The organism is Psychrobium sp. 1_MG-2023, assembly GCF_030689115.1.
Lineage (GTDB): Bacteria > Pseudomonadota > Gammaproteobacteria > Enterobacterales > Psychrobiaceae > Psychrobium.
On record NZ_JAUYVJ010000037.1, the window covers coordinates 1 to 23,377 of the forward strand.

Annotated in this window: 20 protein-coding genes; 10 read left to right on the top strand and 10 right to left on the bottom strand. The window is 42.7% G+C overall.

Annotated features, from left to right (window positions below; all coding sequences use genetic code 11):
- Positions 1–351: 351 nt before the first annotated feature.
- The 6 genes from Q8W26_RS15805 to Q8W26_RS15830 all read left to right on the top strand — a co-directional run bounded on the left by Q8W26_RS15805 (position 352) and on the right by Q8W26_RS15830 (position 5,447).
- Positions 352–1,191 carry a hypothetical protein gene (locus Q8W26_RS15805; protein ID WP_101215657.1) on the top strand — a complete coding sequence of 280 codons (840 nt, stop codon included), beginning with the start codon at positions 352–354 and terminating at the stop codon, positions 1,189–1,191.
- A 241-nt stretch (positions 1,192–1,432) separates the two neighbouring features.
- Positions 1,433–1,909 carry a transcription elongation factor GreB gene (gene greB / locus Q8W26_RS15810; RefSeq protein ID WP_305473763.1) on the top strand — a complete coding sequence of 159 codons (477 nt, stop codon included), beginning with the start codon at positions 1,433–1,435 and terminating at the stop codon, positions 1,907–1,909.
- 188 nt (positions 1,910–2,097) lie between these two features.
- Positions 2,098–2,820 carry a two-component system response regulator OmpR gene (gene ompR / locus Q8W26_RS15815; protein WP_101215658.1) on the top strand — a complete coding sequence of 241 codons (723 nt, stop codon included), beginning with the start codon at positions 2,098–2,100 and terminating at the stop codon, positions 2,818–2,820.
- Between the two features lie 3 nt (positions 2,821–2,823).
- A complete protein-coding gene (gene envZ, locus Q8W26_RS15820) occupies positions 2,824–4,134 on the top strand; it encodes a two-component system sensor histidine kinase EnvZ (protein ID WP_101215659.1) in 1,311 nt (436 codons plus the stop codon).
- A gap of 135 nt (positions 4,135–4,269) precedes the next feature.
- Positions 4,270–4,998 carry a glutathione peroxidase gene (locus Q8W26_RS15825; protein WP_101215660.1) on the top strand — a complete coding sequence of 243 codons (729 nt, stop codon included), beginning with the start codon at positions 4,270–4,272 and terminating at the stop codon, positions 4,996–4,998.
- Between the two features lie 14 nt (positions 4,999–5,012).
- Positions 5,013–5,447 (top strand): CBS domain-containing protein, encoded by a 435-nt coding sequence (locus Q8W26_RS15830; protein WP_101215661.1) that lies wholly within the window; start codon positions 5,013–5,015, stop codon positions 5,445–5,447.
- 36 nt (positions 5,448–5,483) lie between these two features.
- On the opposite strand, the gene Q8W26_RS15835 is transcribed toward Q8W26_RS15830, so the two are convergent.
- Positions 5,484–6,035, bottom strand: a complete 552-nt coding sequence (locus Q8W26_RS15835) for a response regulator transcription factor (RefSeq protein WP_101215662.1) — start codon at positions 6,033–6,035, stop codon at positions 5,484–5,486.
- Positions 6,036–7,304: an ATP-binding protein gene (locus tag Q8W26_RS15840; protein ID WP_101215663.1), complete on the bottom strand. Its 1,269-nt coding sequence runs from the start codon at positions 7,302–7,304 to the stop codon at positions 6,036–6,038. It abuts the gene before it with no gap.
- A 277-nt stretch (positions 7,305–7,581) separates the two neighbouring features.
- Between Q8W26_RS15840 and Q8W26_RS15845 the strand changes: the two genes are divergently transcribed.
- The gene (locus tag Q8W26_RS15845) at positions 7,582–9,000 is read left to right on the top strand and encodes a DEAD/DEAH box helicase (protein WP_101215664.1); all 1,419 of its coding nucleotides are present in this window, start codon (positions 7,582–7,584) and stop codon (positions 8,998–9,000) included.
- Between the two features lie 71 nt (positions 9,001–9,071).
- On the opposite strand, the gene Q8W26_RS15850 is transcribed toward Q8W26_RS15845, so the two are convergent.
- The 8 genes from Q8W26_RS15850 to ilvG form a co-directional block, all read right to left on the bottom strand.
- Positions 9,072–9,845, bottom strand: coding sequence for a VOC family protein (locus Q8W26_RS15850; RefSeq protein WP_101215665.1), 774 nt, complete (start codon positions 9,843–9,845; stop codon positions 9,072–9,074).
- A gap of 148 nt (positions 9,846–9,993) precedes the next feature.
- Positions 9,994–10,725 (bottom strand): 4-hydroxy-tetrahydrodipicolinate reductase, encoded by a 732-nt coding sequence (gene dapB / locus Q8W26_RS15855; RefSeq protein ID WP_101215666.1) that lies wholly within the window; start codon positions 10,723–10,725, stop codon positions 9,994–9,996.
- Positions 10,726–10,738: 13 nt separating this feature from the next.
- Positions 10,739–11,857 (bottom strand): alanine--glyoxylate aminotransferase family protein, encoded by a 1,119-nt coding sequence (locus tag Q8W26_RS15860; protein ID WP_101215667.1) that lies wholly within the window; start codon positions 11,855–11,857, stop codon positions 10,739–10,741.
- 25 nt (positions 11,858–11,882) lie between these two features.
- Complete coding sequence (gene ilvA, locus Q8W26_RS15865; protein ID WP_101215668.1) at positions 11,883–13,439, bottom strand: threonine ammonia-lyase, biosynthetic; 1,557 nt, start codon at positions 13,437–13,439, stop codon at positions 11,883–11,885.
- 3 nt (positions 13,440–13,442) lie between these two features.
- A complete protein-coding gene (gene ilvD, locus Q8W26_RS15870; RefSeq protein ID WP_101215669.1) occupies positions 13,443–15,299 on the bottom strand; it encodes a dihydroxy-acid dehydratase in 1,857 nt (618 codons plus the stop codon).
- 57 nt (positions 15,300–15,356) lie between these two features.
- Complete coding sequence (locus Q8W26_RS15875) at positions 15,357–16,286, bottom strand: branched-chain amino acid transaminase (RefSeq protein ID WP_101215670.1); 930 nt, start codon at positions 16,284–16,286, stop codon at positions 15,357–15,359.
- Positions 16,287–16,337: 51 nt separating this feature from the next.
- A complete protein-coding gene (gene ilvM / locus Q8W26_RS15880) occupies positions 16,338–16,601 on the bottom strand; it encodes an acetolactate synthase 2 small subunit (protein WP_101215671.1) in 264 nt (87 codons plus the stop codon).
- Positions 16,602–16,651: 50 nt separating this feature from the next.
- Positions 16,652–18,295: an acetolactate synthase 2 catalytic subunit gene (ilvG, locus tag Q8W26_RS15885; protein ID WP_101215689.1), complete on the bottom strand. Its 1,644-nt coding sequence runs from the start codon at positions 18,293–18,295 to the stop codon at positions 16,652–16,654.
- 536 nt (positions 18,296–18,831) lie between these two features.
- On the opposite strand from ilvG, the gene Q8W26_RS15890 reads away from it, so the two are divergent.
- The 3 genes from Q8W26_RS15890 to Q8W26_RS15900 all read left to right on the top strand — a co-directional run bounded on the left by Q8W26_RS15890 (position 18,832) and on the right by Q8W26_RS15900 (position 23,309).
- Entirely contained in the window at positions 18,832–20,349 is a 1,518-nt protein-coding gene (locus Q8W26_RS15890; protein WP_101215672.1) for a YifB family Mg chelatase-like AAA ATPase, read from the top strand.
- Between the two features lie 61 nt (positions 20,350–20,410).
- Positions 20,411–20,770 carry a RidA family protein gene (locus Q8W26_RS15895; RefSeq protein WP_101215673.1) on the top strand — a complete coding sequence of 120 codons (360 nt, stop codon included), beginning with the start codon at positions 20,411–20,413 and terminating at the stop codon, positions 20,768–20,770.
- Positions 20,771–20,834: 64 nt separating this feature from the next.
- Positions 20,835–23,309, top strand: coding sequence for a S9 family peptidase (locus Q8W26_RS15900; protein ID WP_101215674.1), 2,475 nt, complete (start codon positions 20,835–20,837; stop codon positions 23,307–23,309).
- Positions 23,310–23,377: the final 68 nt, after the last annotated feature.

The window sequence follows — 23,377 nt, forward strand, 5'->3', positions numbered from 1 at the left end:
CGTGAAGGTGGCCGTACAGTTGGTGCTGGTGTTGTAGCGTCAATCCTAGACTAATATTTACTTTTAGCTTCGGCTAACCGTAAATGTAAAAGCCCACTTCGGTGGGCTTTTTTGTGTCTGAAGAAAAGTCAGTCTTCCCGGCAGCATTTTAGCCGGGATTTTCATCAATGAATGGTAAAATAGAGAAAGGTCATTGTTCTAACAATATATTTGATTAAAAAAATACATCGGTAACAAATTTGTTGATTGTAGGTTGCGTATTTGTATGGGTTTTAATATGATTATTGTGCTTTTAAATTAAGGGAAATTAAGGGAAATTAAGGGAAATTAAGGAAAATTAAGGAAAATTAAATGAAAAAAGCTTTGTTATTTATGGTTAGCAGTTTGCTTTTACTTGCAACTCTGCCAGCTTATGCCTCAATTAAGACAACACACTGTAATAGTTGCTCGATGAGTGAGGTTAAGAGTCTTGTGTCGATGAACACCTATGGTAATCAAAAGATTAATGTTATTGACTTTGATAGTTTGACAATGAAAACCTTTCAGAATTATTTAGAAATTGACCCTGAAAGTGGCATGCCAATGTTTCACACGATCATGGCAGTAAAGTCTTCAGCTCAAGATCAAAGCTCGTTTGCAAGGGTAAAAGAAGCCTTTATTGAGCTTTTTGGAATGCTAGAAGGCCATAGAGTCCCAGATTATATAGTGGAAAATGTGTGGGACTTAACTGCATATTCAGCAAAGCAAAATCGACTACATTACTATTTGCTAACTGAGCTTTCCTCTGGAGAGGCAGCAAGGCATATCATGGAGGATGCTTTCCATGATTTAACGTTTAAATCTGGTCGAGCAATCACTACGATAACGGTAGGATTGAATCATGGCGGACAATACACGTTTGATCTTTACTATGAGAACACAAAATTCAGTATTAAAGCTAAGCAACTGGTCGATGGCGAATGGAATACAATACCACTAGATAAAAATAGCTTAAACGGTGCTTATGATTTTAACTCTGAATACAATATCGGACCTGCAACTAGAGCCTTTTCTCGCTGGGGGATTAAAGTGAACATTAGACAGGGTAAAGGCGTGATCGTTGATTGCAATGCAAAGGACGGCGGTTGTAAACCAGTTCCAGAACCAGATCCAAAACCAGATCCAAAACCAGATCCAAAACCTGCTGAGTAACTTAGCCCCTTATACTTGGTATATTAGGAGTTAAATCGTTGACACCTAATGTACCTGCTTATTCTAATTATAAGTCGCCATAGTTTTCAACTTTCAGGTTAAAGATATGGCTGCTACTTCATCTTTTACTACTGTTTATTAAGTTCTCCTACTGAATTTAATTATCCAATCAGATCTTTCTGGTTATCACCTTCTGTCTGAAATACACTATCTTCAGTGCTAACGAATGCTATTAAGAATAATGAAAACAAATTTAGTCACCCCAGCAGGCTGGAATACGCTCGATCGAGAGCTAAAGTATCTGTGGAAAGAAAAGCGCCCACAAGTAACACGTGCTGTCTCTGAGGCTGCTGCGTTAGGCGATCGTAGTGAAAATGCCGAATACAAGGAGGGCAAGAGGGAGCTTAGAGCAATCGATCGTCGCTTACGTTTTTTGATGAAACGCTTAGAAGAGCTGCAAATTGTCCATTATGCGCCATCGCAAGAGGGCAAAGTCTACTTTGGCGCTTTTGTTGAATTAGAAAATGAACAAGAGCAAACCGCTACCTACCGTATTGTTGGTCCTGATGAAATCGATGTTGAAAATAACCATATCACAATCGATTCACCGATGGCTCGCGCGCTTATTGGCAAAGAGGTCGATGATGAAGTGCTAGTGAAAACGCCATCGGGTGACCATCTGTGGTTTATTAACAAAATTTATTACCAACGTTCGTAATATGACTGTTATCACTAGCGTTCAAGTATTGATATCAACATACTTTGTAACAAAGCGATCGCTAAATTTACGGTTAAGTTTTTGCTTTATAAATTGTTAGATTTTATAGTGTATTAACGATATATACCGATTCAAGATTTTAGCGTATTCACCATTACGCAGATTGTACCCTTTGTGAGAGATTACCCATGAGCCATGAAACTATTAAAATCCTTGTTGTTGATGATGATGTTCGTCTACGCAGCTTATTAGAACGTTATTTAGTGGAGCAGCACTTCCAAGTACGCACTGCTGGAGATGGCGAGCAAATGGATCGATTGATGGAGCGAGAGAACTTCCACATGATGGTATTGGACTTAATGTTACCGGGTGAAGATGGTTTATCAATCTGTCAACGATTAAGAAAAGAGAATAACAATATTCCAATCCTGATGTTAACAGCAAAAGGCGACGAGGTTGATCGTATTATCGGTCTTGAGTTAGGGGCTGACGATTACTTACCTAAGCCATTTAACCCACGAGAGTTATTGGCACGTGTTAATGCTGTTCTACGCCGCCGTAATGCTGATGTGCCTGGAGCACCGTCACAAAATGAAGAGATCATTAGCTTTGGTGACTTTTCATTAAATTTAGCAACGCGTGAAATGCAGCATGGCGAAGAAACGACTTCTCTGACTTCGGGTGAATTTGCGGTATTAAAGTCATTGGTAACTCACCCACGAGAGCCTATGTCACGTGATAAGTTAATGAATTTAGCCCGTGGTCGTGATTACAGTGCATTGGAGCGTAGCATCGATGTTCAAGTGTCTCGGTTACGCCGAATGATTGAAGATGATCCTGCTAACCCTCGTTATATCCAAACTGTTTGGGGGCTGGGTTACGTATTTGTTCCAGATGGTAGTGCGCAATAATCAATGAAATGGTTCCCTAAGAGTGCTTTCGGTCAAACAGCGTTATTAATAGGTTTTTTATTACTCATTAATCAACTTGTTTCATATGTAACGGTTGCAAAGCATGTTGTTGAACCGAGCTTTATGCAAATTAATACGTTGTTAGCCAAGCAAGTTAAGCTTGTTTTTATGAATGTGCCTGACTTAGGTCGAGAGCAGCTACCGACGGATGAAGTGTTAAGTGAGCAGTTTCAGGAGGTTACTGGGTTAAGAGTATACCCTGCGTATTTGGCCCCAAAGTTTGGTTTAGATAAAGCAACGCCATATCATTTTTTATCTCAACAAATGACAGAGTATTTAGGCGGAAAAGCTGAAGTCAGAGTAGCGAAAGAAGACCGTTATATGGTTTGGATTAATCCGCCCCAAGACCCTTATGTCTGGATTAAAATACCATTGGAGAACTTCAATGATAGTGAGTTTTCGCCATTAACTTTTTATCTTATGGTCATTGGTAGCCTGTCAATTATTGGTGGCTGGTTATTCGCCCGTCATATTACTAAACCATTACGTTTACTGCAGCGGGCAGCAAATCAAGTTGCCCATGGTGAATACCCTGAGCGGTTAGAACTACGAGGCTCTTCTGAGATTGTTGGTGTCACAAGAGCGTTCAACTCGATGGCGTCGGGGATCAAACAATTAGAAGACGATCGCTCGTTATTGATGGCGGGTATCTCACATGACTTACGCACACCACTCACTCGAATTCGCTTAGCCACTGAGATGCTAGACGATAAAGAAGCTTTTTTTAAAGAAGGAATTGAGCAAGATATTGATGATATGAATGAAATCATCGATCAGTTTATTACCTACATTAAGCTTGATCGTGAAGAGAGTATGGTCGCTTGCTCATTGAACGACATAATCAATCAAGAGGTTAAAGCGGAACTATCTCGAGGCCATAATATTAAATTATCTTTGCAAGAGCTTCCTGAGCTGATGTTACGTCCTGTAGCTTTAAAGCGAGTGATCACTAATTTATTAGGAAACGCTTTACGATATGGTCATGGTGAAGTGTACGTTACATCAGGTAAGTTAAAAAAGAATATGGTCTTTTTTACTATTGAGGATAATGGCCCCGGGATTCCTAAAGACAAAATTCAGCAGTTATTTAAGCCTTTTGTACAAGGTGATAATGCACGAGGCGGCCAGGGTAGCGGTCTAGGTTTGGCCATTGTTCAGCGGTTTGTTAATCATCATGGTGGGCAAGTATTGATTACTAACCGTCAACAAGGCGGCCTCTCTGTTAAAGTCAAGCTTCCTATCTCTAACAGGTAGTAGGAATGGATACGGTTCTTTATGATAGCTTTTACCTATGATGATGATTGTTTTTAACGCTTAGCACTTTTTACTCAGCAGTTGCATACTAGACTTATTGAAACACAGTTCATTAACGAATAAACGGGGTTAACCATGTTAGATAATAAAGAAGGTCAAGCAGTTCCAAGTGTTACATTTAAAACGCGTCACAACGATGAATGGCTAGATGTAACGACTGAGCAGCTGTTTGCCAATAAGACGGTTATTGTATTTTCATTGCCGGGCGCATTTACCCCGACGTGTTCTTCAACGCATTTGCCACGCTATAATGAATTAGCTCCAGTATTCAACCAAAACGGTGTGGATGACATTGTCTGTGTATCTGTGAACGATACTTTTGTGATGAATGCATGGTTAGCAGATCAAGAAGCCGAAAATATTACCGTTATCCCTGACGGCAATGGTGAGTTTACTGAAGGAATGGGTATGCTCGTTGACAAGCAAGACATTGGTTTTGGCAAGCGAAGCTGGCGTTATGCTATGTTAGTTAAAGATGGTGTGATAGATAAAATGTTTATTGAGCCACAAAAACCGGGCGACCCATTTGAAGTCTCAGATGCAGATACTATGCTTAATTATATAAACAGTGATGCGACGGCGCCTCAAGATGTTACTTTGTTCACCAAGCCGGGCTGTCCACACTGCGCAAGAGCGAAGCAGTTATTACAAGAGAAAGGAATGGGCTACGAAGAAATTGTACTAGGCAGTGATGCAACATTACTTTCATTACGCGCTGTGAGTGGTCAAACGACAGTACCACAGGTATTTATTTCTGGTCAGCATATCGGCGGAGCCGATGAGTTAGAGGCACATTTTGCCTAATTAGTGAGGGATAAATGATGATTGACTTAAAAGTAAAAGATTTTATGACACATCAGCCACCACAGATCACTTCAACAGCACTATTGGCTGATGCTGTGAGCACCATTGAGTCGAGTGATCAAGACAGTGCTGTTGTTGTTGATGATAATCAAGTCGTCGGTATATTAAGCGAACGCGACTGTTTAAAAACCTTAATCTCAAATAGTTATTATTGTGATGGGGCACCGCATGTCAGTGAGTTTATGAAGACGAGCATTAAGACAGTTGAGTCAGAAGATAATATTCTTGATTTAGCAAATAATGTGGTTAATGGTACATCGGGCTTTTGTGATCAAACATGTTTCCCGGTAATGCAGCATGGTGTTTTTGTCGGCCTTATCGGTGTTAAAGGGCTGGTTGAAGCACTCAATAAGTATTATAAGTCATGTTTACATAAAGCCACGAGCTAATCGTGAAAAGCAGAGAAATATCATTCTCTGCTTTGCTTATTGCTTGGAGGGTTTTTTGTCGAGTTTTCGTTGTAGCGTTCTTCGATGAAGCCCAAGTACACGCGCTGTTTTAGATACATTACCGCCACACTCTTTGAGTGTTTTCTGTAAATGCTCCCATTCTAGTCTGGCAGGGGACATTGGCTTTTCTGCAATTTCAAGATCACTACTTGCAGCCGTTCCTGTACTATCCCCAGTCAGTGACGCAAGTATGAGTGTAATACTGATAGGCTTGGGCAAATAGTCGTTAGCACCTAATTTAATTGCTTCTACGGCGGTTGCAATACTGGCATAACCTGTGAGGACAACGATACGGCTGTGAGGTAGTAGTTGGCGAATTGGGCTAATTAAACTTAAGCCAGAACCGAGGCCTAATTTTAAATCGATTAATAATAATTCTGGCCTAAATACCTGACACTTAGCTAGCGCTTGATCGACATTATCGACATGTTCCACAATGAGTTGGCGTCGCTTTAGGTTATTCGCTAAAGTAGTCGCTAATGCTAGATCATCTTCTATGATCAATAGCTTTTTTCCTGCAAGTTCCATTTATTGGGCACTTCCTTGCGCTATGGGTAACGTAACGCTAGTAATTGCGCCAGTCACCCCGTTAGTTAAACTTACCTGCCCATGTAACCTTTCGATACTAGTGTTGGCTAAAAACAGCCCTAGTCCCATACCGTGTTGCTTGTTTGAAGCTTTAGGCTGAGCTAATTGTTGAATTAACTGTGGTGATACTCCAGGGCCCTGATCGATGATATCCATTGTAATAAAGCGCTGATCATGTGAGAGCTTTACAGTAATTTGATTGATTTGGTTTTCCAAGCTGGCATCGGCTGCGTTATCTAATAAATTCATCAATGCAGAGTTTAATGTTGGATGAGATAACATGTCTAGGGTTGCGTTAAGCTCATTGTTTATCGTGATTGATATATCAGGGCGTACAATAGTCCAACGCTCAAACACAGTATCAAAAAACGTTACTGCATTAACCTGAGCATTTTTGTCTAATTTTACTTGTTCGTTATCCAGGCGTAGCTGACCTAAAATTTGTTGGCAGCGAGCGAGTTGTTGTTGCAGCAGACTCAATTGCTCAGAGCGTTCCTGCTCATCATCGATAAGTTCTAACTCATCGCAAACAAGTTGCATGGTAGACAAGGGTGTCGCTAATTCATGGGCTGCACTAGCTGATGCTGTACCGATAGCGATGATCTGCTCTGAGCGTAACTGCTCTTGCCGATAGTTTGCTATGTTCTGTTTTTGCTGCTGAATTTTCTGCGCCATTGAAACCACAAACACCGTTAATACTAAAGCAGAGATTGTGAAAGTCCCCCACATCGCTAAGAAGTGTGATGAACCAACACTATGGTGCGCATGTTCACTAGCATTAAAAGAGAAAGGTAGATTAAACTTCATCAACAAGCTGTAGCAGATGATAGCCAGTAGGCAGATTAACCAAGTTTGTTTCTTTTCAAGTAAAATGGCACTAATTGCGATTGGTAGTAATAAAAAAGAGATGAGAGCATTAGTCGCTCCACCGATAAAAAACAAATAGCTGCTTAAGATAATACAATCGAGCGCTAAGATTATACTAACGACTAAATTAAATTGGTGTGGTTGGTGTAGTGCGTAACGGTAAAGTAATGTTTTACAGCACAGCTCAACAAAGAAGATAACCATCATCGAAGTGATGATTAACTGGTTCTTAGTCACATAAGCCACAAGACTAATCAGTAATAATTTACCAATTTGAATTAAAGCTTCAAAAGCGAATAAGCTTTTTAACTGCTGGTGCTGGAGGGAACTAAAAATTTTCATTTTTCATTACTTACTCATCGAAATTATCACGCTTATCTTACCTGCTCAATCAAAAACAGTTAAGCCGCTGCGACAATATGCCACAGTAAAAATAGATATAGTGACTCTCGCTTCAACAAAAAGACAAATAAATCAATAATGCTCAGTCTTTTGTCTCGATTCCATAGCGAGGCAGTGATAGTTGCTGTACACTGCGCCCTTTTGTGAGACTGCGGTCTATACTTACTACTATATCGCCTTAGGCGACTGACTAATTAACTTAAGAGTTCATCTTACTATGAGTTTTGCTGACTTAGGGCTATGCCCACAAATTCTTGATGCTGTAGCCGAGCAAGGTTATGACACTCCATCACCTATCCAAGCTCAGGCAATTCCGGCGGTTTTGGCCGGCAGAGATGTGATGGCCGCAGCACAAACCGGTACCGGTAAAACTGCTGGTTTTACTTTGCCGATCCTTGAGAATTTATCAAAGGGTCAGAAAGCGCAAAACAACCAAGTTCGCGCTTTGATTTTAACGCCAACACGTGAATTGGCTGCACAGGTTGCTGAAAACGTAGGTATCTATAGCAAAAACTTACACATGCATTCAACGGTTGTTTTTGGTGGCGTTAAGATTAATCCGCAAATGCAGAAACTGCGTCAAGGTGCGGATGTTTTAGTCGCTACCCCCGGTCGTTTACTGGATCTTTATAGCCAGCGTGCAATTCGATTTGATCACCTTGAAGTATTGGTGCTTGACGAAGCAGACCGTATGTTAGATATGGGCTTTATTCATGATATTAAACGCATTATTAAATTGTTACCAAATAAGCGTCAAAACTTATTATTCTCAGCCACATTCTCACAGGATATTCGTCAGTTAGCAAAAGGCTTAATCAATAATCCAGTAGAGGTTTCTGTAACACCAGAAAACTCGACGGTTGAACGTATTGAGCAATGGCTATGCCCATTAGATAAAGGCCGTAAAACTGAAGCGTTAACATTTTTAATTGAAGATAATGATTGGCAACAAGTGTTGGTGTTTTCTCGCACCAAGCATGGCGCTAACCGTATTGCGCGTCAGTTAGAAGCGAAAGGACATAGTGCTGCACCAATTCATGGTAACAAGAGCCAAGGTGCGCGAACCAAAGCCCTTGCAGGCTTTAAAGATGGTTCAATCAAGGTGTTGGTCGCTACAGACATTGCTGCTCGTGGCTTGGATATTGATCAATTACCGCAAGTTGTTAACTTTGACTTGCCTAATATCGCCGAAGATTATGTTCATCGTATTGGGCGTACAGGACGTGCTGGTGCAACAGGTGAAGCTATTTCATTGGTCAGTAATGATGAAATGCAACAGCTAAAAGATATTGAACGCTTAATTCAAGAGCTAATTCCTCGTAAAGAGATCCCTGGCTTTGAAGCGATTCATCGAGTGCCAGAGACGGAGCTTGATACAAGGCCGATTAAGCCTAAGCGAGCGAAGAAACCGAAAAAACCTCGTACTGATCATCAAGATGGTCAACGTTCTGGTGAAAACTCACGTGGTCATAAACCAAAAAGCGCTAACGGTCGTCATAAGGCCAATGGTGAATCGGGTAACAAGCGTCGCTCGGACAATCGAAACAAGCAGGGTGGTAATAGCCAAGGGAAGCCAAGTGGTAACCGTTCAAGCGGAAACCGCAGTGGTGGCGGGCGCTCACGACCAAATATTTAATCGCTCTTTTAACAGTTGAAATAAAAAAACCAAAGCAACCGCTTTGGTTTTTTTATGTTGATAATCAATTGTTACTCGTTGAGTTCAATCACCGAGAATGTCGCCTTTTGTGGATCATTAATAACAGAGAAGCGGCCAATTCCTGGTATTTCTGTGGTCGGGACACAAATCGTTGCGCCGAGAAATTGAGCTTTAGCGACAATGTCGTCACAACTTTCCACTGCAAAATATGGCATCCAATGCGGTGGTATCTCGCCCCATTCACTGGTCATCTCCATGAGTCCTGCATGTGACGTTTCACCCGCAGTAACTTCGCAGTAACTCATCCCTTCTACATCTTTATCAGTATATTGCCAGTTGAGTAAGTCGTGATAGAAAGTTTTACTCTTTGCGCTATCTTTTGACGCCAGCTCGCTCCAGCATAATGTATTGTTAACATCTCTAAGCTCTATCCCCGCGTTTTCTTGTCCTTGCCAAATAGCAAAGTAAGCACCATCAGGTTCATGTATTACAGCCATTCTACCCGCATTCATCACATTATGGGGGCCGATGACAATTTCAGCGTTTAATGTTTTAGCTTTGGCAATGCTGGCGTCAACATCATCGACTGCAATATAAGATAACCAATGGGTTTTAACCCCTTGCTCTGCATGTTCAGGCATCATTTGATACATTGCTGCAACCGTCTTTCCGTTTAGTTGCATCATGGTGTAAAACATATCGTCACCAATGGGCTGATCAACCGCTTGCCAATTAAAGAGCTGGCTATAAAAGTCTTTGGCAACTTGCCAGTTTTGTGCGTTTAATTCAATCCAGCAAAATTGCCCTTCAGGGTAGTTATTCATAATGTATCCATTGGCTGATGAGGTGAAATAACAATCGTAATGGATATAATTTAGCTGTTGTTTATTTTTTTATCAATGATAGCCAATAAAAAAGCCCCAAACTCGTGCGAGTTAAGGGCTTTGATTGGAGTATGGCTTTTAGGGAGGTTTAATCCATTAAATGCTCTAAGCCATAAACTAACTCAGTACGTTCAACGACTTTTTTACACGCTAGTACAACACCTGGCATAAACGATTCACGATGTTGCGAGTTATGTTCGATTTTAAGGGTTTCACTTAAACCACCAAAGAACACAGTTTGTTGTGCGACAACGCCAGGTAAGCGAATTGAATGAAGTTTTACTCCTTCAAGTTCTGCACCGCGAGCACCTTCGATTAACTCTTTATCGCTGGTGGTCATCGGTGAAGCTGTACGTGCAGCACTGATCATCTCGGCGGTACGTAAGCCAGTACCCGATGGACTTTCTTCTTTTTGTGGGCTGTGAGCTTCGATGACCTCAACATCCGGTAGGTACTTAGCTGCTTCTGCTGCAAACTTCATCATTAATACTGCGCCAACTGAAAAGTTAGGTGCAATTAAGCCACCGAGTTGCTTTTCTTTGGATAACGCCTGTAATTGTTTGACTTGTTCTTCAACAAAACCACTGGTGCCAATGACTGGGCAAGCGCCAGCATTAAGAATGGTTTGCGTGTTAGCAAAACCTGCTGATGCCGCAGTAAAATCAACCACAACTTGTGGTTGATATTGTGCGATGGCCGTAGCTAGGTCATCTTGATAATCGATTTCACCAACCACGGTTAAAGCAGCATCATTGCTAATCGCTTTAACGGCTTCTTTACCCATGCGCCCTTGAGCGCCGTTTACTAATACTTTGATCATGTGTGTTTCTTATTTATTTTAAAGCGGACTTTAGTGCTGCTAGACATAACGCTACATTTTCACGGCGTGCAGCGTAACCCATAAGGCCAATACGCCATGCTTTGCCTGCTAATGCGCCTAGTCCAGCACCAATTTCTAAATTAAATTCGTTTAATAGTGTACTGCGTACCGCTGCATCATCAACCCCTTCTGGGATCACTACGGTATTTAATTGCGGTAGGCGATGTGCTTCATCAACTATAAACTCGATGCCAAGCTCAGTTAAGCCTTCTTTTAAAGCTTCGTGTTGTGCTTGATGACGCGCCCATGCGTTTTCTAAACCTTCTTGCTGTAACATCACTAGTGACTCATGCAAGGCGTATAATGAATTCACTGGGGCAGTATGATGGTAGCTACGTTTGCCTTCACCGCTCCAGTAACTCATTACTAATGTTTGGTCTAGGAACCAGCTAGGTACCTTGCCATTGCGCTGCTTTAGTTTCTCAACCGCGCGAGGGCCAAAGCTTACTGGTGAAATACCCGGGACACAAGATAAACATTTTTGGCTACCAGAGTAAATTGCATCAATACCCCATTCGTCCACGCGTAGCTCAACACCACCTAGTGATGTTACCGCATCAACAATGGTTAGTGCATCATTGGCTTGTGCTAATTGACACAGTGTTTTCGCATCCGACAACGCACCAGTTGAGGTTTCTGCATGAACAAATGCCAGAAACTTCGCATCAGGGTGTTGTTCAAACGCTTGGTTTACTTTATCGATACTGACAGGTTCACCCCATGTGTCTTCAACTACCACTGCCGTTGCACCTAAGCGCTCGACATTTTCAACCATGCGGCCACCGAATACACCGTTGACACAGACAATGACTTTTTCGCCTGGCTCAACTAAGTTGACAAAACAAGTTTCCATACCAGCAGAGCCCGGTGCAGAAACAGCAATCGTTAGTTCATTTTCGGTTTTAAAAGCATATTTAAGCAGGCTTTTTACTTCGTCCATCATTTTTACAAATTCTGGGTCTAAGTGACCAATGGTTGGGCGGCTTAGCGCTTCTAAAACACGAGGTGACACATCACTAGGACCTGGACCCATTAATGTACGTGGTGTTGGATGAAACGAAGTAATAGTCATAACAATATCCTTTATAAAATTCTGTTTAATGCGTTAAAAAAGCGGTGTAGGCCAAATTGTCTGTTTCATCTTTATATTGATAACCTAATTGACCTAAATGCTCTAAAAATTGTGGGAGTTGTTGCTCCGATAATTCAAATCCTGCTAAAACGCGTCCAAATGCGGCACCGTGGTTTCGATAATGAAATAGGGTGATATTCCAATTCTCCCCTAAGGTCTCTAAGAATGTAGAAAGAGCACCTGGACATTCGGGAAACTCGAAGCTAAATAACCGTTCTGTTAATGATTCACAGGGACGGCCGCCGACCATATAGCGAACATGTAGCTTCGCTATTTCGTTATGCGATAAGTCTTGAGCCGGGTAATCGTGCTGTTTTAATTGCGCGATCATGGACTGTAATTCGGTTTCACCATTGGCTAGACGTAGTCCAACAAAGATATTCGCACTGTGTTTATTGGCGTAACGGTAGTTAAATTCAGTAATTGAACGACCACCAAGCAACTGACAAAATTGACGGAAGCTTCCTTTGCGCTCCGGGATGTTAACCGCCATGATGCCTTCTTTTTGTTCACCAAGCTCACAGCGTTCAGATACATAGCGTAGGCCATGAAAGTTAACATTGGCTCCAGACAAGATAGCGACTAGATGTTGGTCTTCAAGCTGGTGCTGTTTCTTGTATTTCTTGAGTCCTGCAATGGCCAAAGCACCTGATGGTTCGGCAATGGCTCGCGTATCTTCAAAAATATCTTTGACGGCGGCACATATTTCATCGCTTGATACGGTGACCATATCATCGACATACTGTTGTGCGAGACGAAAGGGCTCAATACCAATACGTTTAACGGCGACACCGTCGGCAAATAGGCCAACACGTTCTAAATCTACGGGTTCACCAGCGGCCAAGGCGGCGGTTAAGCAAGCTGAGTCTTCAGACTCGACACCAATGATTTTAATCTCTGGGCGTAGCATCTTTAAATAGACTGCCATACCAGCAATCAGCCCCCCGCCACCAACGGGTACAAATACTGCGTCCATTTGACGCTGTTGTTGGAGCAGTTCCATCGCCACTGTACCTTGACCAGCGATGACATCGCAATCATCAAATGGTGGGATTAATGTCATGCCATCGGTCTTTGATAACTCTTTGGCATGAAGATAAGCTTGGTCAAAGTTATCACCATGTAATACCACTATGCCACCCAACTGTTTAACAGAGTCGACTTTAATATCAGGCGTGGTGCGTGGCATCACAATCACTGATTTAACATTGCGTGCACTGGCTGATAGGGCGACGCCTTGAGCATGATTTCCTGCTGAGGCTGCTACCACTCCGGCAGCTAACTGTTGATCACTCAACTGTGCAATTTTGTTATAAGCGCCACGAAGCTTAAAGCTAAACACGGGTTGCTTATCTTCACGCTTTAACAAGATATGATTGTTACAGCGTGCTGATAGCTTTTTCAACGAATCTAGCGGCGTGACCACCGCCGTATCATAAACAGGTGCTTGCAAAATACGGGTTAAGTAATCATAACCCGTTAATTTACCTACTTGAGTGTCATCGCTAGATATGTGAGACATGGATTATTGTTCCTCATCGAACAGACTGGTATCTCTTACTGCACCTTTATCGGCACTAGTTGCAAGCATTGCATAGGCTTGTAATGCTGTAGTCAGAGGACGTTGGCGGTCAACAGGTTTCCATGCGCGTTTTCCTTTGCCTTCCATTGCGCTACGGCGAGCAGCAAGCTCTACCGGGCTAATACGAATCTCTATGCTACGTTTCGGAATATCGATATCGATAATATCGTTCTCTTCTATAAGTGCGATATCACCACCTGATGCTGCTTCTGGTGAAACGTGGCCGATTGATAATCCTGAGGTGCCACCAGAGAAACGGCCATCGGTAATTAATGCACATTCTTTACCAAGACCCATTGATTTAAGGTAAGTGGTTGGGTAAAGCATTTCTTGCATGCCAGGACCACCTTTAGGACCTTCATAACGAATGATCACGACATCACCGGCTTTAACTTTACCGCCTAAGATCCCTTCTACTGCGCTGTCTTGGCTTTCAAAGATTCGAGCTGGACCAGAGAAGGTTAAACAGCTTTCATCTACGCCTGCCGTTTTTACGATACAGCCATTGGCTGCTAAGTTACCTGATAATACGGCTAAGCCACCATCTTGGCTAAAAGCGTGTTCTTTAGTACGAATACAACCGTTAACACGGTCATCATCAAGGGTGTCCCAACGGCATGATTGACTAAAAGCTTTAGTGGTACGAATCCCTGCAGGGCCAGCGCGATAAAATTCTTTAATCGCTGGGTCTTGAGTGACTTTAACATCATATTTTTCAATGATTTGCTCGAGTGATAAGCCAACCATGCTACGCACATCAGTATGCAATAAACCAGCGCGAGCTAATTCACCTAAAATAGCGACGATACCGCCAGCGCGATGCACATCCTCCATGTGATATTCTGGTGTAGAGGGTGCGACTTTACACAAGTGTGGTACGACCCGAGATAGACGGTCGATGTCAGCCATGGTGAAATCCACTTCGCCTTCTAGCGCGATTGCTAATAAATGCAATACGGTGTTGGTTGAACCGCCCATTGCAATATCAAGGGTGATGGCATTTTCAAAGGCTTTTTTGGTCGCAATATTACGAGGTAATGCGAGAGGGTCATCGTGAGTGTAATAAGCTTCACACATCTTCATGATCTCTTTACCCGCATTTTTGAATAAAGCTTCACGGTCACTGTGGGTTGCTAATAATGAACCATTGCCCGGTTGTGCTAAGCCTAAGGCTTCGGCTAAACAGTTCATTGAGTTTGCGGTAAACATACCAGAACAAGAACCACAAGTAGGACACGCTGAGCGCTCTATTTGATCACTTTGCTCATCAGAGACATTTTTATCTGCCCCTTGAATCATCGCGTCAACCAAATCGAGCTTAATAATTTGATCAGAAAGCTTGGTTTTACCCGCTTCCATTGGGCCGCCGGAAACAAAAATAACCGGAATATTCAGGCGCATTGCAGCCATCATCATTCCTGGTGTGATCTTGTCACAGTTAGAGATACACACCATAGCATCGGCACAATGGGCATTAACCATATATTCTACCGAGTCAGAGATCAGCTCACGAGATGGCAGGCTATAAAGCATACCGCTATGGCCCATAGCGATACCGTCATCAACGGCAATAGTGTTAAACTCTTTAGCTACACCGCCGGCTTCCTCAATGGACTTGGCGACAAGCTGCCCCATATCTTTTAAGTGAACATGGCCAGGCACAAATTGTGTAAATGAATTTACAACAGCGATAATAGGTTTACCAAAATCACCATCTTGCATGCCTGTTGCGCGCCACAAGGCGCGAGCGCCAGCCATGTTACGTCCTTGAGTACTTGTTGCCGATCTTAACTTTGCCATTTTGTTTCCTTGCGGGGCACTTATTGAAGTACCCCCTATAATGTTATTTATTAAAAATTAATCGATGCTTTCTAACCAGCCGTGAGTATCTTCTGTCTCACCGTTGAATAAGCCAAAGAATTTGTCTTGTAACTGACGAGTGATATCGCCCATTTTGCCGCTACCGACTTCGATACCATCAACACTGCGAACCGCGACGATTTCAGAGGCCGTGCCACACATAAAGAACTCATCAGCCACGTATAGTGATTCACGAGAAATTAACTCTTCACGAACTTCATAACCTAGCTCACGAGCAAGCGTGATTACTGTGTCACGGGTTAAGCCTGACAGAATTGATGCTGTTGTTGGTGGTGTGTAAATAACACCTTTACGCACTAAGAATAGGTTTTGTCCCGCGCCTTCACTGACGTAGTTATTAACGTCTAATGCAATGCCTTCGGTGTAACCATGACGACGAGCTTCCATCGAGATAAGTTGTGATGATAAATAGTTACCGCCAGCTTTAGCCGCTGTTGGCATAGTATTAGGTGCTAAACGGTTCCATGACGAAACACCAACATCAACGCCTTTTTCGCGCGCTTCATCACCAAGGTAAGCACCCCAGAAGAATGCTGCAATCATGACATCGCTTTTAGCATCTAGTGGTGGACGCAAGCCCATACCAATATCGCCATAAAAAGCTAGTGGTCGTAGGTAAGCATCACCTAGATTATTAGCTTTAATTGCATCTTTACATGCAGTGATGATTTCCTCTTGAGTAAAAGGGATATCCATCTGATAGATTTTTGCCGAATTAAATAAACGCTCGATGTGCTCAGTTAGACGAAAAATAATTGTGCCTTTGGGTGTATTGTAAGCACGGATGCCTTCAAATACAGATGAACCGTAATGTAAGGCATGGCTCATCACATGAACGGTGGCATCTTGCCATGGCATTAGTTTTCCGTTAAACCAAATCTGTTCAGGATGATTGGTGTTTGACATGGTGTTGTTCCTCAATTCTAAAATCTTTTTAAGTAATATACTGCGCTGACGCTATGCAGGTTTTTTTTGTTGTAGTTCGCTGAGCCCATCACTGAGTTCAATAACCTGTGTTACATCAACTAGCTTCTCTAGTTGATTAACAAGCAAGTGCAGCGCACGCTGACTGGAAACGGTAAGCTCAAGCTCACCAAGGCTATCATTCCAGCTCATTAACTCTACCTTAAAGCCACGGTGGCGTGCTACTCGTAGTACCCGTTCTAACACCTCTGGAGATGAATTTAAGGAAACTTTTAGGGTGTAGGTCTGTAAAGTCATCTAAACACACTCCATTTTCGATAGTTGATTATTCGATGATGAGTTAGTCATTACACTTTCTCCATCATGTCGGCGTTAGAGGCACCAGGTGGTACTAGTGGCCAAACATTGTCTGCTTCATTAATGCGTACATGCAGTAAATAAGCGCCTTCACTAGCAAGCATTTCATTGAGTGCTGGTAAAACTTCTGTTTGTTGGGTGATCGTACGCGCTTCGATATCAAAGGCTTTGGCTAGGGCGACAAAATCTGGGTTATCAGTTAGTATTGTTTCGCTATAACGCTCTTCAAAAAATAACTGCTGCCACTGACGTACCATCCCTAAGCGTTGATTATCAATTAACACGATTTTTACGTTGAGCTTTTCTCGTTTGATGGTGCCAAGCTCTTGTACGTTCATCATGAATGAGCCATCACCCGAAACGACCACTACTGGATCATCTTTACGCGCATGGCGAGCACCAATACCAGCAGGTAGACCAAAGCCCATCGTGCCTAAGCCAGCACTTGATAGGTGGTTTTCTGGGCGAGTGAAATTCATGTGTTGGGCTACCCACATTTGGTGTTGACCCACATCACAGCTGACAACGGCGTTATCAGGTAGTTTTTCCGATAATTGATTGAGCAACTTAGGTGCATAGATGCTGCGATAAGGTGCATCATAGTTCCAGCGGTATTCTTGTTTTAAGTCCCAACAATACTGCTGCCACTCTTTTATATCTAAATTGGTCGCTAATTTCGGTAGCAATTGGGTTAAGTCACCGCAGATTGATATATCAGTGGCGCGAAGCTTATTGATTTCTGCTGGGTCGATATCAATATGCAATACTTTAGCGCCAGCAGCGAAGCTCTCAAGGCGACCAGTAACACGGTCATCAAAGCGTGCGCCGATAACGACTAATAAATCACACTTTTGCACACATAAATTTGCGGCTTTAGTGCCGTGCATTCCTAGCATGCCTAATGCGTAAGGTTTGTTGTTCGGGATTGCTCCGATGCCTTTTAGTGTGGTCACTGATGGCATACCTGTCGCATCGACAAAGTCCTGTAGTTGGTCAACGGCCCCAGCCATACCAACACCACCACCCACATATAAAATTGGTTGTTTGGCTTGCTGCATTAAGGCAATGGCATCGTCAATTTTGTCACTTGGACAAGTGTTGATGGCTTCTGCTTGTGATGTATTAAGGACAGCTTCGATATCAGCTAATTGAATATCTTTTGGAATATCGACTAGTACAGGGCCAGGGCGTCCTGATTTAGCGATTGAAAAGGCTTGCTGCATAATGCTGGCTAAGTCATCTTTACTTGTAACCATAAAGCTGTGTTTGGTGCAGGCGAGAGATAAACCTAATACATCGATCTCTTGGAAAGCGTCAGTACCAATGACTGGGCTAGCAACTTGTCCAGTGATAGCGACCACAGGAACTGAGTCTAAATAAGCGTCGGCTAAGCCTGTAATTAAATTGGTTGCACCTGGACCTGATGTAGCAATACATACACCGACTTGGCCACTTGCACGGGCATAGCCTACAGCAGCAAAGGCTGCACCTTGTTCGTGGCGACATAACACATGTTTTAAGCCCCCATCATAAAGTGCGTCGTAAACAGGCATGATGGCACCACCTGGATACCCAAAGACCGTATCGACACCTTCTTGCTTTAAATATTTTACTACTAAGTCTGCACCACGCATGCTGTCTGCCTTTGGATTCGCTGTTGCTTGTGATTTATTGATTGGTACTGCTTGTGTCGCCATCGTTCTGTCTCTACTTAAAACGTGATTGTTATGCCATAAAAAAACCCCCGGCTTGAAAGAGTCGGGGGTTTTGATGTTGCTGTCTGCTTCTGCTAAGCAATAGCTCCCCGACGCTGTGGTTTAATCACCACGACGATAATGTTAATAATGAGGACTAGAGTGTGAGCAAATAGCTGCATGTAAATTTTCTCGTACGCTTTGTAATAAGGTTGTTACAAGTTCAAGTGTTGACAAGTTGTATCACGTGGATTAGGCAAACACAACCCACCGTAGAAAACTTGTTATAATATTTATTTTAATACACAGCAGCTTTACAGTTATAACATATATAAAACAAATGGATAAGTTAAGTGTTAGACATTGGTATATCCGTGAGTGTTTTGTTTTCTGGCAAGAAAAATTTCTTGGACTAAGCTTAGCGCTTGGATCGATTGTTCGGTTTGCTTTAGTCAAATTAAGACAAGGAATATGTCGTGTCATTAGCCATTGTATATAGCAGAGCAAAAGTAGGAGTTTCTGCGCCATTGGTCACCGTTGAGGTTCATTTGAGCAACGGGTTACCTTCTTTTTCTATTGTTGGCTTACCTGAAGCTTCGGTACGAGAGGCCAAAGATCGCGTACGTAGTGCACTTTTAAATGGCGGGTTTGAGTTTCCTGCTCGGCGGATCACTGTTAATTTAGCTCCGGCTGATTTGCCCAAAGAGGGAGGCCGCTTTGATTTAGCGATTGCTGTTGGCATTTTAGCTGCCTCAGAGCAAGTACCTCAGCGATTACTTTCTCAATTAGAGTTTTATGGCGAGCTAGCGCTGTCGGGCCAGTTACGTGCGATCGTTGGAATTTTACCTGCAACCTTAGCGGCGAATCAGGCTAAGCGCTTTGCCGTCGTGCCCCTTAGTAATCAAAATGAATTAGCCTTGCTGGGTTCGACTCCTAATCGTGTGGCCCAGCAACTCCTCGATGTAACTGGCTATTTGCACGGCCATGACACTTTACTAGCCGCACAACATGCTGAAACAGATGCTATTGTTCCAACACTTGATCTAGTTGATGTCATGGGGCAACCTTTAGCAAAACGATCCCTTGAGGTTGCTGCAGCTGGTGGACACAATTTATTATTTATGGGCCCCCCTGGTACAGGGAAAACCATGTTAGCCAGTCGTTTACCAACTATTTTGCCACAATTAGCTATCGAGAAAGCTCTAGAAGTTGCAGCTGTTTATTCCACCTCTGGCTTGGACATTTCCGTTCAACAATGGTTAACACCACCATTTCGTTCACCACATCACTCTAGCTCGGCTGTCGCATTAGTGGGCGGCGGCAGCAACCCCAAGCCGGGAGATATTTCTCTTGCTCATCATGGGATCTTATTTCTCGATGAGCTAACAGAATTCGAACGAAAAGTGTTAGATAGTCTACGAGAGCCAATGGAGTCCGGAAGTATCTCTATTTCTCGTGCTGCTGGTAAAGTGACATTTCCTGCTCAGTTTCAATTAGTGGCTGCGCTAAACCCCAGTCCATGCGGTGACATTGGTGAGCATAGCCGCAGTACACCACAACAAATTTTAAAGTACCTTGCTAAACTCTCTGGACCACTGCTAGATCGATTTGATCTGACGGTTGATGTACCGCGTTTACCTCAGGGAAGTTTAACTAAACCGCCTGCTCAGGGGGAAACAAGTGCACAAGTACGATGTCGTGTGAATGCAGCAAGAGAGATAATGTTAGCTCGTTGTGGTGTCATTAATGCACAACTTTCCTCAAAACAAATAAAAGAACATTGCTGCCTTTCAGCGCTAGATATGAAGTTTTTAGAACAAGCGATAGAACGGTTAAACCTTTCAATGCGTGCTTATCATCGGATATTAAAAGTTGCTCGAACACTTGCTGACTTGCAGGGGGCTGTGAATATTGAGCAACCCCAGCTAGCCGAAGCGCTAAGTTATCGAGCGATGGATCGCTTGATGCAGAGCTTACAGCGTTCATCATTTTAGAGTAGCCTCGATTGACAGCGTTTTCCTTGTTACAATCCATAAAACTTTGAGAGGAATGATAATGATTGAACGGATTGAAACAAAACAACGGATGAGTCGTATTGTTAAGCATAATGGTACGATTTATCTGTGTGGGCAGGTGTGTAAAGATGCTACTCAGGGTATTGTTGAGCAAACCTCTAGTATGCTAGAAAAAGTTGATGAGTTATTAACTCAGGCAGGAAGCTCTAGAGAACATATCCTATCGGCGACGATTTACATTAAAGATATGGATGACTTCGCGCAAATGAACGATGTGTGGGATAACTGGGTGCCTGAAGGTCATGCTCCGGCGAGAGCTTGTGTGAAAGCGAGTATGGCCCGTGAAGCGTTGCTGGTTGAAATATCTGTGGTTGCTGCAGAAATTATCCCAACCCGCTAGAACATGATGCGTTCAATTATTTCGCTTTAAACCTTTATTTTAATTAACAAATAGATAAAAAATAATGATAAATAAAAAATTATTACTGCTATCAATAGCCTCATTGGGCTTGGCATCACCAGCATGGGCTGATGAAATCAACAGCAAAAACATTAACGTATTAGGCCCTATTGTGACGCCACAGGTTACGTTAATCGGCGACAAAGAAAAGGCAGAAACGCCATTTACTAAAGAACTTAGTGCGGCATTAGCAGCAAAAGTCAGTCAACAAACTCAATCGAGTGTTTCGGTGTTTGGCCAAAAACTCACGTGGAAAACGTTAAGTGATGGCACTGATGCTGGACACTTTGCATTGAACTTAAACTTGAAAACTGAACGTTTTACCACAGGTACATTAGCCCTTTCTGGTTTAAGCGATGTACGTGCTTTCATTAATGGCCAAGTGGTTAATGCAAGTGATGATAAAGTTGAACTATCACTTAAAAATGGTGACCATCAATTACTTATTCTAACGAGTATTAGCGACAGTGATGATGTGAAAATTGAATGGAAAGGTGCAAAAAAGCATGATCTAATCAGTTTTTATGATGCCAGTGAGCGTCGCGTTTATCCAGAGCAGTTATTTGATAGCGAAACGGTAAGTCAAGTGTCACTGTCACCTGATGGTAAGCAGTATATCTGGACTAAAAATCATTATGACCCTAGCTTAGGCGACAAAGCTAATCGAGCTATTCGTGTGATGGAACTACGTGATGCCAAGACGAATCAATTATTACAACGTTGGAGTGCGTCACTGCCAAGCTCACTACAATGGAGCCCGAATAATAAGCAGCTCGCTTATGTTGAAGGTGGCAAAGTGTCATTGTTATCACGAGACACTCGTCAGGTGACAGCTCTTACCGCTGCATTATCTGGTGTTAGTGGCTTACGCTGGTTAGACGATAATCGTTTGATCTTTAGCTGGAGCAAGAAAGCCCCTGCGGGTAATAAAATCACTAAGCGATATCAAGCGTTAGAAGATCGATGGGGCGGCTGGCGCAACAACAGCCAAGTTTATTTATTGGATATAGCTTCTGGGGCTATAGCTCAATTGACTGATGGCGCGTCATCAACTCAATTGTTAGACAGTCGTGGTGATCGCATTCTAGTGTCTCGCTATATTGTGGACTATAAAGAGCCTGCACATAACCTAACTGAAGTGAGTGAACTTAACTTAACAACTAATGAGTTAACACAAGTTGGTGAGTACCGCACTTTTAATGGAGCCAAGTATGCCAGCGATGGTATTTATATTTTAGCCGGCCCTAGCTTTAACAATGGTTTAGGGGAGGCTGTATCAGAGGGTGTGGTTGCCAATAACTATGACACGCAACTATACTTTAGAGATCAAGACGGTGACTTTACGGCACTCTCGAAAGAGTTCGACCCTAGCATCGGCCAGATCAGCGTATTACCAAACGATGACATTGTCTTACGTGTTACTGAGAAAGATGGCAGCTCATTATTCCACTTCGACGCTGAACAAGAGCAATTTAGTAAAGTAAATACAGGAATGGAAGTTGTTGAGTCATTCAGTGTTAGTGACTTCGTTCAACCGACGATATTGTTTAAGGGGACTTCTGCCACTCAACCTCAACAAGTGGCGCTACAATCAATTCATGCTAGCCATCGCGAAACTTTATTTGATAGTGAGAAAGAGTCTTACGCCGATACTAAATTAGGTGCGTTTGAGCAATGGGATTTCACAAACTCTCGTGGTGAAACAATTGAAGGGCGCTATTACTTGCCACCTCAATTTGACGCTAACAACGATTATCCTGCGCTAGTATACTACTACGGTGGTACCTCGCCAGTCTCTCGTGCGTTCACTGGTCGTTACCCGTTTAATTTATGGGCAGCGCAAGGTTATGTGGTGTATGTGATCCAACCGACAGGCGCTACAGGGTTTGGTCAGGATTTCTCTGGTAAGCATGTTAATGCTTGGGGTAAGTATACCGCTGAGGATATTATTGAAGGTACGCGTGAATTTGCCAAAGCACATTCCTTTGTTGATAGCACCAAAATTGGTAATTTAGGCGCCTCTTATGGTGGCTTTATGACGATGCAGTTAGCAACGAAAACTGATGTGTTTGCAGCCTCTATGTCACATGCCGGTATCAGTAATTTATCTAATTACTGGGGCTATGGCTGGTGGGGGTATTTATACTCTGGCGTAGCAAGTAAAGGTAGCTTCCCTTGGAATAATAAGTCGCTTTATGTTGAAAATAGTCCACTTTATAATGCAGACAAAGTAAACCATCCAATGTTGTTAATTCATGGTGATAGTGATACCAATGTGCCAGTGAGTGAATCTCACAGTATGTATACAGCACTGAAACTATTAGGGAAAGATGTTGAGTTGGTTGAATTTAAAGGGCTTGATCACACGATTAACTCGCGTAAAGAACGTTTGGTATGGTGGGATACAACACTTGCGTTCTTCGATATGCATCTAAAAGATCAACCACAATGGTGGAATAAACTTTATCCAAGTAAATAACAAATGTTAGTTACTCCTGCTCAAAGCCTCTAAAGAAATTTAGGGGCTTTTTATTTTTATCTTGTTAG